The sequence below is a fragment of the Corynebacterium provencense genome, assembly GCA_900049755.1.
GTDB lineage: Bacteria > Actinomycetota > Actinomycetes > Mycobacteriales > Mycobacteriaceae > Corynebacterium > Corynebacterium neomassiliense.
The window spans coordinates 1-12890 of record LT160592.1 but is presented as its reverse complement, the minus strand read 5'-3'; the positions used below and the strand labels follow the sequence as shown (position 1 = coordinate 12890).

10 protein-coding genes and 7 tRNA genes are annotated in these 12890 nt (G+C 68.2%); 12 read left to right on the top strand and 5 right to left on the bottom strand.

Going from position 1 to position 12890, the window contains the following annotated elements; all coding sequences use genetic code 11:
* Window positions 1-152: 152 nt before the first annotated feature.
* Window positions 153-737: a class I SAM-dependent RNA methyltransferase gene (locus BN3906_RS00085; protein ID WP_066582824.1), complete on the top strand. Its 585-nt coding sequence runs from the start codon at window positions 153-155 to the stop codon at window positions 735-737.
* 5 nt (window positions 738-742) lie between these two features.
* Window positions 743-2743, top strand: coding sequence for a 1-deoxy-D-xylulose-5-phosphate synthase (locus BN3906_RS00080; RefSeq protein WP_066585594.1), 2001 nt, complete (start codon window positions 743-745; stop codon window positions 2741-2743).
* A gap of 8 nt (window positions 2744-2751) precedes the next feature.
* On the opposite strand, the gene BN3906_RS00075 is transcribed toward BN3906_RS00080, so the two are convergent.
* Together BN3906_RS00075 and BN3906_RS00070 are read right to left on the bottom strand one after the other, a co-directional pair.
* Entirely contained in the window at window positions 2752-4143 is a 1392-nt protein-coding gene (locus tag BN3906_RS00075; protein ID WP_066582823.1) for a ribonuclease D, read from the bottom strand.
* 4 nt (window positions 4144-4147) lie between these two features.
* A complete protein-coding gene (locus tag BN3906_RS00070; protein ID WP_261796783.1) occupies window positions 4148-4801 on the bottom strand; it encodes a DUF3000 domain-containing protein in 654 nt (217 codons plus the stop codon).
* A gap of 136 nt (window positions 4802-4937) precedes the next feature.
* Between BN3906_RS00070 and hemE the strand changes: the two genes are divergently transcribed.
* From hemE to hemQ, 3 genes are all read left to right on the top strand, one after another.
* Window positions 4938-6086, top strand: a complete 1149-nt coding sequence (hemE, locus tag BN3906_RS00065; protein ID WP_078057180.1) for a uroporphyrinogen decarboxylase — start codon at window positions 4938-4940, stop codon at window positions 6084-6086.
* Window positions 6083-7561 (top strand): protoporphyrinogen oxidase, encoded by a 1479-nt coding sequence (gene hemG, locus BN3906_RS00060; RefSeq protein WP_078056979.1) that lies wholly within the window; start codon window positions 6083-6085, stop codon window positions 7559-7561. The genes hemE and hemG overlap by 4 nt, the downstream gene beginning before the upstream one ends.
* A gap of 108 nt (window positions 7562-7669) precedes the next feature.
* Window positions 7670-8389 (top strand): hydrogen peroxide-dependent heme synthase, encoded by a 720-nt coding sequence (gene hemQ, locus BN3906_RS00055; protein WP_066582821.1) that lies wholly within the window; start codon window positions 7670-7672, stop codon window positions 8387-8389.
* Between the two features lie 87 nt (window positions 8390-8476).
* Here hemQ and msrB read toward each other — a convergent pair whose 3' ends face one another.
* The 3 genes from msrB to BN3906_RS00040 form a co-directional block, all read right to left on the bottom strand.
* Complete coding sequence (gene msrB / locus BN3906_RS00050) at window positions 8477-8905, bottom strand: peptide-methionine (R)-S-oxide reductase MsrB (RefSeq protein WP_066582820.1); 429 nt, start codon at window positions 8903-8905, stop codon at window positions 8477-8479.
* Between the two features lie 10 nt (window positions 8906-8915).
* Window positions 8916-10337, bottom strand: a complete 1422-nt coding sequence (locus tag BN3906_RS00045) for a glycosyltransferase family 87 protein (protein ID WP_261796782.1) — start codon at window positions 10335-10337, stop codon at window positions 8916-8918.
* Between the two features lie 281 nt (window positions 10338-10618).
* A tRNA-Val gene (locus BN3906_RS00040) sits at window positions 10619-10690 on the bottom strand.
* A 330-nt stretch (window positions 10691-11020) separates the two neighbouring features.
* Here BN3906_RS00040 and BN3906_RS00035 point away from each other — a divergent pair.
* The 7 genes from BN3906_RS00035 to BN3906_RS00005 all read left to right on the top strand — a co-directional run bounded on the left by BN3906_RS00035 (window position 11021) and on the right by BN3906_RS00005 (window position 12676).
* A tRNA-Gly gene (locus BN3906_RS00035) sits at window positions 11021-11093 on the top strand.
* A gap of 70 nt (window positions 11094-11163) precedes the next feature.
* Window positions 11164-11235, top strand: a tRNA-Cys gene (locus tag BN3906_RS00030).
* Between the two features lie 8 nt (window positions 11236-11243).
* A tRNA-Val gene (locus BN3906_RS00025) sits at window positions 11244-11315 on the top strand.
* Between the two features lie 48 nt (window positions 11316-11363).
* Window positions 11364-11439, top strand: a tRNA-Gly gene (locus tag BN3906_RS00020).
* A gap of 44 nt (window positions 11440-11483) precedes the next feature.
* Window positions 11484-11555 (top strand) — tRNA-Val (locus tag BN3906_RS00015).
* 48 nt (window positions 11556-11603) lie between these two features.
* A tRNA-Gly gene (locus tag BN3906_RS00010) sits at window positions 11604-11679 on the top strand.
* 391 nt (window positions 11680-12070) lie between these two features.
* On the top strand, window positions 12071-12676 hold the full coding sequence (locus BN3906_RS00005; RefSeq protein WP_066585571.1) for a copper resistance CopC family protein: 606 nt from the start codon (window positions 12071-12073) through the stop codon (window positions 12674-12676).
* The last annotated feature ends 214 nt before the right edge of the window (window positions 12677-12890 follow it).

The window sequence follows — 12890 nt, the reverse complement described above, 5'->3', positions numbered from 1 at the left end:
ATAGACCGAGCCCTCCCACGGGGCGCCCTCCCTGTCCCACGGGCACGTGCTGACAAAGGCTTGGGGCCCGCGGGACGAGGGTGACAGGTGGGTGTTTGTCTCTTACACAAATCTAGTTGTAAATAAGAACAGTCACCCACACTGTCAACGCAGTGACCTGGACCGTACCCGTCGAAGCGTTCTGGCAGGCACACCTGCAGGCACCGGCCTTCTACAGTGAGTGGATCACCGCCACTCTGTCGGCGGCTGCACCCGACGTACCGGAACAGGCGACCGCCTGGGACCTCTACGGTGGTGCCGGAGTGTTCGCTGCAGCCCTCACCGAAGCCCTGCCCGGTGCTCAGGTCGCGTGCGTCGACGTCGCGTCCTCGGCGACGACCGCGGGGCGTGACGCCCTGGAGGGCCGCCCGGTCTCCTTCATCGCCGGTGATGTCGCGGCGTCCTTCGGAAAGCTTGACACCCTGACCGGCACAGAACCCCGGAACCCCTTCGCCGTGGTGCTGGACCCGCCCCGGACCGGTGCGGGCAGGAAGATCCTCACCGAGGTCACCACCCGGGCCCCCGAACATATTCTCCACATCGGCTGCGATCCGGCGACCGCGGCCAGGGATGCCGCCGATCTCTGTGCGGCCGGTTACCGGCCTGAGTCGGTGGTCGTCGCCGACGCCTTCGGTCTGACCCACCACGTCGAGGTGCTCGTCCACTACGTGCGGGACGTGGCACCGGGAGACAGGTGACCGGCATGTCGATTCTCCGGACCGTGCGGTCACCGGCCGACCTGCGGGCCCTGGATCTCCCGGAGGTGCGGCAGCTCGCCGAGGAGATCCGGGAGTTCCTCATCCGTGAGGTGTCGGCGACGGGGGGGCACCTGGGGCCGAATCTCGGCGTCGTGGAACTGACCCTGGCGGTGCACCGGGTCTTCAACTCGCCGTCCGACCCGGTGATCTTCGACACCGGCCACCAGTCGTACGTGCACAAGATCGTGACGGGACGCCGCGACCTCTTCGACACCCTGCGCCAGCGTGACGGACTGTCCGGCTACCCGGCGCGGGCGGAGAGTCCGCACGACTGGACAGAGTCCTCACACGCGTCGGCGTCCCTGTCCTACGCGGACGGACTGTCGAAGGCATTCGGGCTGACGGACCAGGAGGACAGGACGGTGGTGGCGGTCATCGGTGACGGTGGCCTGACCGGAGGCATGGCATGGGAGGCGCTCAACAACATTTCCGCGGCCCACCGACCGGTCGTGGTCGTGGTCAACGACAACGGGGTCTCGTACTCCCCGACGGTTGGTGGACTGGCCCGTAACCTTGCAGCCCGCCGCGACGGAGTCGTCTCCGGTGCCCCGGGCGCCTCCGGCGCACCCGGCGCACCGGAGGGACTCGAGGACAGGGCACTGCGTCTGATCCGGGGGATCACCCGCGGCAGGAGACCCGGCGGGACTGACGGCGGCGACACAGGTGGTGCAAGGGACGCGAGGGAACTGGCAGGGGACCTGGGACTGACCTACATCGGCCCGGTCGACGGTCATGACCAGCAATCAATCGAGGACGCCCTGAGGCAGGCCCGGGACTTCCGGGGACCGGTGATCGTCCACACCATGACGGAGAAAGGTCACGGCTACGCCCCCGCAGTCAACGACACGGTCGACCACCTCCACTCCACCGGGGTGATCGACCCCGACACCGGCCGCCATGCCCCGGCGCCCCGGGGCTGGACCGACGTCTTCGCCGATGAACTGGTCAGACTCGGTGAGTCCGACGAGGACATTGTCGCGGTCACGGCCGCGATGGCAGGTCCTACCGGCCTGTCCCGCTTCGCAGCGGAGTTCCCCGCCCGTACCTTCGACGTGGGAATCGCGGAACAGCATGCCGTGACCTCGGCCGCGGGACTTGCGCTCGGTGGTCTGCGCCCGGTCGTCGCCGTCTACTCGACCTTCCTCAACAGGGCTTTCGACCAGCTGCTCATGGATGTCGCTCTGCTGCACCTGCCGGTGACGGTAGTGCTTGACCGGGCCGGGGTGACCGGTCCCGACGGGCCCAGCCACAACGGGGTGTGGGACCTGTCAGTCACCGGTGTCATCCCCGGGATACGGGTGGCCGCGCCGAGGGACGCCGGGACACTGGTCCGGGTCCTCGACCGAACCCTGGGGCGGACACAGTCTCCGACCGGAGCTGTCGATGCTGCCGATGGTGCAGCCGGTACCGGCGGTGAAGGGCCGGGCCCCACCGTGATCCGTTTCCCCAGGGGCCCGGTCCCGGCCGATGTCCCTGTCGTCCGCACCACGACCGACTACGACGTCCTCGTCGAGACCCGGCCCGACGTCGCCGGTGCAGGATGCCTGAACGTGGTGGTGGTCAGCTACGGGGCGTTGACCGCGCAGGCGGCGTCGGCGGCAGAGGCTCTCGCCGGCGCCGGGCACCGCGCCACCGTCGTCGACCCGGTGTGGGTCACCCCGGTACCGGCGGGACTGCTGCGCCTGGTCTCGCGGGCGGATCTTGTCGTCACCCTGGAGGACAATGTCGTGCACGGGGGTGCAGGCCAGCGGCTGCACCGGGCGATGGTGGACGCCGAAATCGACACCCCGGTGCGCTATCTCGCTCTTCCGGAGGTGTTCCCGGCCCAGGGCAGCCGGGCCGAGGTTCTCGCTGACATGCACCTGGACGAAGTCTCGGTGGCACGCCGGGTCACCGGGTGGGCCTCACGGGTTCACCGGCCGGGCAGATCGGATGTCACCGGCTGAGTCCGGGGTCAGTCACCGGCCGTCTCAGTGTCGACCATCACCGTGTCGGCCGTCTCAGTGTCGACCATCACCGTGTCGACAACGGGGACGAACACAGGGACGAGCAGGTCGATCTGCCACGGTCTGGCGTCCTCCCCGACGAGCAGTCCCCCCACCAGTTCCTCCGCCCACCCGACCGGATCGTCCTGCGGCCCGGCGGGCCCCGGAGACAGGGACGTGGAGACCTTCCACGCCAGCGACCGGACCGACCGGCTGACCAGCAGTTCGGACGGGTCCAGGTCGAGATGCCCGGACAGGGTGTCCACCGCGTCGCGGAACCCGGACAGCAGTCGGGCGGCGACAGGATGGTCACGTGACCAGGTTCGGTGGTCGGGGACCCCACGGACCTGCTCGGGGCGGGGAGGCAGCTCGCCGGGATCGGCCGAAAGTGCGTCACGGACGCCGTGGAGGAGCATGGACCGCAGGTCAGGGGACATCCTGGGCATGGGTCGCGGAGGCCTGCGCCCGTGACCTCCGCGGGCACTCCGCGGGGGCCTGACACGGCCGCCCCCGGTGCCGCGGGAGAGTAGCACATCTTCGGCGTCCTGCGGGGAACGTGCCAGCTCGACGATGAGGGAGGAGGCCAGGACCTTCTCCGGGGGCGTGTCAAGGTCCCGGGCGACCCTGTTACGGATCTCGGTGAGTCTCCGGGCCAGCTCACGACCCCGGGGATCGCGTACTGCTCCGATACCGCGCAACCGGGTCCAGTCAGGCACCGTGACCGGGTGGGACCAGTCTGTGCGCACATGCTCGCACTCCTGCCGGTACCACAGTATCCGGTCCGTGCCCTCTTCGATGCTGCGGCGGCGCAGCTGTGCCACGGCAGTGTCCAGCAGTTCGGTGAGCAGTTCGACGTCGAGGGCCGCGTAGGTGAGCAGGTCCTCTGTCAGAGGACGCCGTGACCAGTCCTCCCGCCCCTTGTCCTTGGCGACGGTGACACCCAGCAGCTCCTCCAGCATGCCGGCCAGACCGATCTGGCCGTAGCCCAGCAGCCTTCCGGCGATCTGGGTGTCGTGGAGTTCCGGGGCATGCCAGCCCAGTGAGGTCAGTGCGGGGAGGTCCGTGTGCGCCGCGTGAAGCACCCACGGGGTGGAGTTCATCACCGGTGCGAGCAGCCGGTCCGCGTCGGGGACGGCGGCGGGGTCGACCAGGTGGGTTCCCGCCCCGGTGCGTCTCAGCTGCACCAGCCACGCCCGGTCGTCGAAACGGAAACCTGAGGCGCGTTCGGTGTCCACGGCCACCGGACCGGTGCCGGAGGCGAGGGCGTCGGCAGCCTCGGACACCGCCGAGGGGGAGTCAGCCAGGGGCGGCAGGCCTTCTCTGGGGGAGGAGAGGAACCGGGGACCGTCGGGGGTGTGCACGGTTTCAGTGTCCTCCCCGGCGGGGCAGTGCCGCCACCCCGGTGGGTGGCAGATCGGCGACCATGGCCAGGACCTCGGCGAAGGCGCGGACGTGGGATGCCAGGTCAGTGTCCGTCGCCGTCCAGGACGCCCGCAGTTCCAGCTGGTAGGCCAGGGGAGGACCACCGATGTCCCCGTGCCGTACCGAGGTGGTCGCAGTCACCGTCCCCCTGAGATCGCGGTAGTCGACGGCGGGGGTGTCACCGGTGAGGCGGCCGTCAAGGCCGTCGGTCAGCCACTCCCAGGCGACCTGGGGCAGCAGCGGGTCACTGACGGTCGCGGCGTCCATGTCCGCCTGCAGGAAGCTGACGACCCGCATCAGCCCGGGGCCTTCGTCCCACGCCGGGTCGTGCAGGAGAATCAGCCGGCCGAAGGCATCCCCTTCACCGGCGGGGGCTTCTGCACCTGCTGCTGCCCCTGCACCAGCCCCGGAGCCGGGGAGATCCCGGACGACGCCGAGGCCGACGGCGTGACTGAACGGGGCGAGTTTCTTCGGCGGCCGGATGTCCGCCAGTTCAATCCCCGGGCGCGGCACGGCGGAATCCATGGACGCCACGGCAGCACTGAAAGCCGCGGGGTCACCGCCGGTCCGGGGTGGTGTCGGGAGGTCGGAGCTCACAACGGTCACCCTAACCGGCCGGCCGGGTTCCCGGCGGCAGGCGCGCCGCAGGTCACCGTACCCCCGGGCGTGACATTCCCCCCGCAGTGCCGGAGGGATACCGGCAGGGGCGCCGGGCAGGGCATAATCGGTGACTGTGACTCTGCCGACCTCCCCGAAAACGCCCCCGCCCGCCGGAACCTCCGTCGGAACCGCAGCCGCAGCGTCCGCCCGCCGCGCCTCCGCGGACGCACCCTTCCTCGTTGCTGCGGCAGGAGGAACCCCGTCCCGTCGCCCGGTGTGGATGATGCGGCAGGCGGGCAGGTCCCTGCCCGAGTACCGGGAACTGCGTACCGGCGTCGACATGCTCGACTCCTGCTTCCGTCCGGACATGCTCGCCGAGATAACACTGCAGCCGGTCCGCCGTCACGACGCGGACGCCGCCATTCTCTTCTCCGACATCGTCGTCCCCCTCAAGGCCGCAGGCGTCGCCGTCGACATCGTCCCCGGTCGCGGCCCGGTGTTGGAGCACCCTGTCCGCACCGACGCCGATGTCGCCGCCCTGCCGACGGTCGAACCAGACCAGCTAGCCGCCGTAGTCGAAGGTATCCGCGGGGTGCTGCCGGAACTGAGGGACGACCAGGTGCTCATCGGTTTCGCCGGCGCACCGTTCACCCTGGCGTCCTACATTGTCGAAGGTGGTCCCTCGAAGAACCACGGTGTGACCAAGTCCCTGATGTACTCGGCACCCGCGACCTGGCACGCCCTCATGGAGAAACTGACCGCCACGGTCATCACGTTCCTCCAGACCCAGCTCGGTGCCGGTATCGACGCCCTGCAGCTGTTCGACTCCTGGGCGGGATTCCTGTCGCTGAGGGACTACCGCGAGTTCGTCGCCCCCTACTCCCGCCGGATCTTCGACGCGGTACGCCCCTACGGGGTACCGATGATCCACTTCGGGGTCAACACCTCCGAACTCCTCGGCGAGATGGCCGCCGTCGGACCCGACATCATCGGGGTCGACTGGAAGACCCCCCTGGACGTCGCCGCGGCGCGCGTCACCGCGACCCTCCGCAGCGAAGGGCTGCCCGCCCCTGTGGCTGTCCAGGGCAATCTCGACCCCGCCGTTCTGCTGTCCGAACCCCGGGTCGTGGCGGAGCACGTCCGCCGGATCTGTGCCGAGGCGGACGCCGCGATCGCCGCAGGCGACGCCCGGGGGCACATCTTCAACCTCGGCCACGGTGTGCTCCCGGAGACGGACCCGGACGCCATCACCCGCGCTTTTGCCGAGGTGCATGCACTGTGACCGGTACACAACCGCCGACCGGCGGACGGAACACCACCACACCCGGAGCCGGCGTGCCGACGGTGGCTGTCATCGGTGGAGGAGTGTCCGGACTCACCGCAGCCAGGGAACTCCGCCACCGGCTCGGCCCCGAAGCCAGGATCATCGTCCTGGAGGCCTATGACCGTCTCGGCGGCAAACTGAAGACCGTCGACTTCGCCGACGGCCCGGTGGACATGGGTGCCGAAGCATTCCTCACCCGCCGGACAGGACTGGCGGAACTGGTCCACGGACTCGGCCTCGGAGGCGACCTGAGGGTCCCGTCAGGTCTGCGGAGCTGCTTCTATGTCGACGGCAGACTGGTACCGGCCCCCCGACGCACCGTGATGGGGATCCCGGCACGCGGTGCCGATGTCGCCGACGTCGTCGGGGCTGACGCCGCGGCCGCCGTCGACGCCGAAGCGACGGCGGAACCTCTGCCGTGGACGCCCGGTGACGACGTCAACGTCGGCGGACTCGTCCGGTCCCGTTACGGCAGGGAGATCGTCGAAAAGCTCGTTTCCCCGATGCTCGGCGGCGTGTACTCCAGTTCCGCCGACGCACTCGGACTGCGCGCCACCGTCCCCGCACTCGCGGAGACCTTCGACGACCTCGCCGGTCGGGGAGAGGCGGTCCGTCTCTCGGACGCGGTGTCCCACCTGCTCGCCCTCAGGGAGGACGCCGCGCGTGCGGCCGCCGACCGTGGAGAGGCACCCACTCCGGTGTTCAACAGTTTCGCCCGCGGCTATCGGGAACTCGTCCGTGCCCTGGCCGAGGACGCCGACGCCGACATCCGGCTCAACACCCAGGTCGAGTCTGTGTCCCGTTGGCGGGGCCGGTTCTGGCTCGAGCCGGTGGGGGAGGTCGACGCAGTAGTCGTCGCCACCCCCGCACCGACCGCATCCGTCCTGCTGGGGACCGTGGCCCCCGGCGCGGCCGAACTGCTGTCGACGGTGCAGCTGGCGAGCTCCGCCGTGGTCGGGATGCGGTTCGACACCGACAACGGTCTCCCGGAGACCACCGGCGTTCTCCTCGGAACCGACTTCGCCACCCGAGCCACCGTGCACGCGAAAGCCTTCACCTTCTCATCGCGCAAATGGCCGCACCTGGCCGGACGCGGGGGAGCGTTCGTGCGCGCCAGCTTCGGCACTCTCGCGGACTCCAGCATGGTCGAGGCAGATGACCGCACACTCATCGGCTACGCCGTTGAGGATCTCCGTACCGTCTCCGGATTCACCGCATCCCCGGTGGAGACTTTCGTCCAACGCTGGTGGGGAGGTCTTCCCTGCCTGGGGGAGAACCATCTCGACCACATGGACCGGGTCCGCGCGGACCTGGACGGGGTGTCCGGCATCGCACTGGCCGGAGCGGTCATGCGGGGCGTCGGCGTTCCGGCGTGCGCGGACTCGGGGCGGGACGCCGCCCGGAAGATCGTCGCCGACCTCTCCGGTTCCTGAGCCCGCAGGCCCGGGGTCCCACCCCGGAAGGCGTTCGGAAATTCCAGGCAAGACACAGGACGAGACAGCACATTCAGTGGGAAAGTACCCGAGAACTCAAGGAGAGACATGTCAAAGATCAACTTCAAGGCGCTGAACGAGAAGCTCCAGTACACCATGTGGTCGGTGTTCACGGTGCGCCACGGTGAACTGCCCACGGACGACGCCGACCGTGCCTCGGTCGCAGCAGAGTTCGGCGAGTTCCTCGCGTCCTACGATGACGAGGAACTCACGGTGCGGGGCGTCTACGACATCACCGGGCAGCGGGCGGAGGCAGACCTGATGATCTGGTGGCACGCGGAGAAGTTCGAGGACCTGCAGCGCGCCTACCGCCGGTTCCTCAGGGAGACGCGTCTGGGACAGGTCTGCGACGGATACTGGTCGGCCTCGGCGCTCCATCGTCCGGCGGAGTTCAACAAGTCCCACCTGCCGTCGTTCATCATGGGGGAGGAGCCCGGCGACTGGATCGCCGTGTACCCCTTCGTCCGTTCCTACGAGTGGTACCTGCTCCCGGACAAGGAGCGCAGGACCATCCTCGCCGAGCACGGGATGGCCGCCAGGGGCTTCGACGAGGTCCGGGCGAACACGGTGCCGGCGTTCGCGCTGGGTGACTACGAGTGGATTCTCGCCTTCGAGTCCCCGGCTCTCGACAGGATCGTGGACCTGATGTACAAGATGCGGTACACAGAGGCCCGTCGTCACGTCCGTGAGGAGATCCCGTTCTTCACGGGTCGGAGGGTCAACGGGGACGCCGGGAACCTCACCTCGTTCATCACCGAACTGCCCTGATCGGCCGCCCTGGGGGCGTGCCGGACCCCGGGGAGTTCCCGGACACGCCGTCCCGGGAGGGGAGGGGGCCGGGGGAAGAGGGCCGGGCTACCGGTCCTGATGCGCCGGTCGCAGCTCGAGGGCCAGTCCGTTGATGCAGTACCGCAGGTCAGTGGGAGTGTCGAATCCTTCACCGGCGAAGACATGGCCAAGGTGACCGCCGCAGGTGGCACAGATCACCTCGGTCCGGCGCATCCCCAGGGAATCATCGACTTTCTCGATCACGGCGTCCGAATCCGCCGGGTCGAAGAAGGACGGCCACCCGCAGTGGGAGTGGAACTTCTCGGTGGACCGGAACAGTTCGGTCCCGCAGCCACGGCAGACGTACACCCCCTCCGTCTCATCATCGGTGTACTCACTGGTGAACGGTCTCTCTGTCGCCGCATGGCGCAGTACCTGGTAGGAGTCGGGGGAAAGCCGCTCCCGCCACTGGTCGTCGGTGAGAGCTGAGAAATCCTCGAACTGGAAATCGGTCATCGCGGGTGCCTCACTGTCGGATCGGGGTCCCGGAACTCTCCGGGCTGTCCCCGTCAGTTCTAGCGCGTTCCGCCGAACCGTGCCGTGGCGCGGCGAGCAGATCCCTCAGGAGAGCACCGGGGCCGGTGTCCTGTCCTGACCGTCGACGTTCCGCCAGCCACCGGGCCACACAGACCGCGGAAGCGACAAGCAGGATAGACCAGCCCACCGTCCCGAGGCTGTAGTGGAGTATCTCTCCGATGCCCGGCCACCTGTCGGAGTACCAGTCGTCGAGGGTGAGGGTGAGGTACACGCCGAACCAGATGAACGTCCCGTGCATCACCGACCGACGGCACAGGACGGTGAAGAACACCGGGATCAGCATCATCGTGTAGTACAGCTGCCCCAGGGAGCTGACCAGGAAGACACCGGTGAGCAGGACAGAAGTCGTCGTGGCCGCCCACATGAACGGATCCGAGTCGCGCCACCACAGCAGTCCGAGGACGGCGGTGAGGACGCACAGGGCTGCGACGGCCTGCAGCGCCAGCACAGGCAGGGAGGACCAGCCGTAGTGGGCGCCTACGCCCGCGAGGGAGGAGTTCGCGTAGTCCCTGACTTCACCGAGATAGGGCAGAAGAACGTTGACGTAGTTGTCCGTGTCCGGGACGACCAACCAGCCGATCCCCGTGATCACGACGGGGACGCCGACACCGGAGGCGAGCACCCTCCACTGCCTGCGTACGAGGGGGAGGAAGAGCAGGACCACGAACTGCGGCTTGACGGTGATCGCCAGTCCCAGTGCCACCCCGCCGAGAATTCCGGCCCACCTCGGCGGGGCGTCCGGGGCACCTGCGGCGGCTGCGGTTCCACGGTCGGACCGTCCGGTGATGGCCAGGAGGTTCACCGGTGCCTGTCCACGGTCAACGAGCAGCATCCACAGGAACACGACCTCGAGGAAGAAGAGGAGACCGTTGACGTTCGAGAACTGCAGAGTGTTCGTCACCGTCTCTGAAGCGAAGAAGACCAGGACGGCGACGGGGAGGACCGGTCCGGTGAGCCTGCGCCGTACCAGCAGAGTCAGCAGGGCCAGGGCGAGGATCACTGCGACGGCGTCTGCGAGGATGAGCCCGTTGCGGCCGACTCCGGAGGGAACCATGCCCAGCGGGCTGAGCAGTAGCGTGCCGCCGGGAGAGTAGAGGTAGTGGGGGTCGTCGTTGGTGTAGTCCTCGACGTAGACGGCGGTTCCGGTGACGAAGCGGTGCAGTGCCGACCAGACGGTGGTGAAGTCGTCAGTGGGGTGTTCGTTGTGCGGTGTGATGATGACCCGGTGGAGAACCGTCATGACGGCCAGTGGCCAGGCGGCTCGGGTGAGGATCCTGGAGAACCTCCCGGGTCCGGACTCCGGAGCGGGGTCTCCTGGGGCAGGGCTGTGGGTAGTCGTCGTGGCAGTCACGGTCTGAATGCTACCTGCGGAGGACGCAGGTTCAGGCCACGGGAGCGTCACGGAGGTGGGGGGAGGTGTGATGACACCACCTGCCGGGGGTGGCGGCGCCGGTCAGTGACCGGCACAGACGGGCACTGACGGAGGCAGACGGGCACTGACGGAGGCAGGCGGGCACCGGTGTTCCGGGAGAGGAAACTCCTGAGAGGTGCCCCGGGAAACCCTGCGGGGAAGACCCCGTCACATACGAGTACGCCGCCCCCGGAATACCTCGGGGGCGGCGTACCGACCTGTAGTCCCTACTGGGTTCGAACCAGCGACCTCTCCGGTGTGAACGGAACGCTCTTCCACTGAGCTAAGGGACTCTCGTGAACGGGTGCCAATCTAGCACCCGTCCCCGGGCGGAGTACAAATCGGCCTGTCACAGGCCTGTGGGGGACCCGATGCCGTCCCAGGGTGGATACGGCGGGAGGCAGGCAGGGGGTCATCCGGGGATCCCGACAGAGGACAGGGCAGGGGACAGGGCAGGGTGTCCGGTCGGACTGCTCCGGGTGCGGACCCGTGAATCACACTGATGTGATGAACTTCGGCCGTGACAGGCGTACGCGCTGCCCTTGGTCGGATGGTTACCTGCATGTTTGTGGCCCGTGGGCCGGTCAGCTATAGTTCAAACCCGCACCGGACAGCCGGGGCGTGCGGATGTGGCGCAGTTGGTAGCGCATAACCTTGCCAAGGTTAGGGTCGCGAGTTCGAGTCTCGTCATCCGCTCAGGGTTACTGATTTTGCCGCCGGGTTACCGGGAGGTAGGGTCGGTGTCCGAACGAGGCGGAAACGCCACGGTGGAATGGCTGAGTGGCTTAGGCAACGGTCTGCAAAACCGTGTACACGGGTTCGATTCCCGTTTCCACCTCGCAACTCGCGCGTTTAGCTCAGCGGGAGAGCGCTTCCCTGACACGGAAGAGGTCACTGGTTCGATCCCAGTATCGCGCACGAACAGGCCCCTGCGGGCCTGGCTCTGGTCGGTTTTCCGACCGCTTTGCGGATGTGGCGCAGTTGGTAGCGCATAACCTTGCCAAGGTTAGGGTCGCGAGTTCGAGTCTCGTCATCCGCTCCACTCTCCGACCCGGTCTCTGCCGGGTGGGCGAGTATTCCGGTCCCGCGCGTTTAGCTCAGCGGGAGAGCGCTTCCCTGACACGGAAGAGGTCACTGGTTCGATCCCAGTATCGCGCACGAACAGGCCCCTGCGGGCCTGGCTCTGGTCGGTTTTCCGACCGCTTTGCGGATGTAGCGCAGTTGGTAGCGCATAACCTTGCCAAGGTTAGGGTCGCGAGTTCGAGTCTCGTCATCCGCTCCACGTCCGGAGGGTCCCACCGAAAGGTGGGGCCCTCTCTTTTATTGCAGAGGTCCCCTCCTCGGCAGCTCGGCGTGTCTGCTGCGCCGGGAACGGGGAAGACACCTCCGGGCACGGGGGTGACATCACCGTAGGACTCACGGTGCGCGTCGGCGGGCCGCCGGGGGATCCTGAGTCGTCCATCCCGCCTACCAGGTGTTTCTGCCCCCTGTCGGCGCGAAGGTAGGCTGACCGGTGACCCCACAGGAGCGGGGGTGCCCCCTACCCCTGACCTGACTTTCCGTGATCCAGCCGGGAACTCCCCGAGGCCCGTGTCCGACTAGTGGACCGGGTGCGTACCGGCGGTCCCGAACCTTCGGATGCCGGCACCGACCGTCCCCGAGGAAAGGAAGACATGACCCGTCTCTACCGCGCTGCAGCGGCCCCCCTCCTCGCAGGAGCACTGCTCCTCGCCCCGGCAGTGACCGGTGCCGGAGCAGACCTGCTGCCTGCGGCGTCCGCACATGACGCCCTCGTCGGGGCAACTCCAGCCGACGGTGCGGTGCTGGACACCGCTCCCCGGGAGATTCGCCTCGAGTTCTCGGCCCCGCCACGCGGAACCTATGACACTGTGGCTCTGTCCAGGGACGGTGAGGTCATCATCTCTGAGACCCCTGAACTGGACGGGAGCATCCTCACCGTGGAGATTCCGGCGGACAAGGTTCTCACCGACGGTGAGTACACGGTCGGGTACCAGATCACCTCCTCCGACGGCCACGCCACCCGGGGCAGCTACAAGTTCACGCTGTCTACCGGCACCGCGGCGTCCTCCGCCACGGGGACCACGGAATCCACGGGATCCGGCTCCACAGAGGCGACGCCCGGGGAGTCTGAGTCCTCTGAGTCCGCGGACAACGGCCTGCCCGGTTGGGCGGGTCCCGCCCTCGGTGTGGTCGGCGTCCTCGTTCTCGCGGGTGTCCTCGTGATGCTCATCGCCCGGCTGCGCAGAAACGGCGACTGACTTTCCCCACCGCACCCTCTCTGTCACCCCCGTGTGATCACCGGATCACCGGACTGCCCACCATCGACCCAGTAAAGGAAACCACTGTGACCTCTGAACTGAACTTCCCCGCCTCCACCGTCCTCCGTCGGGCGGCGGCCCTGGGCGCCGCCGGTGTACTCGCACTCGGCCTCGCCGCGTGCGGCAGTGACGACAGCGGTGCCGACGCCACCAC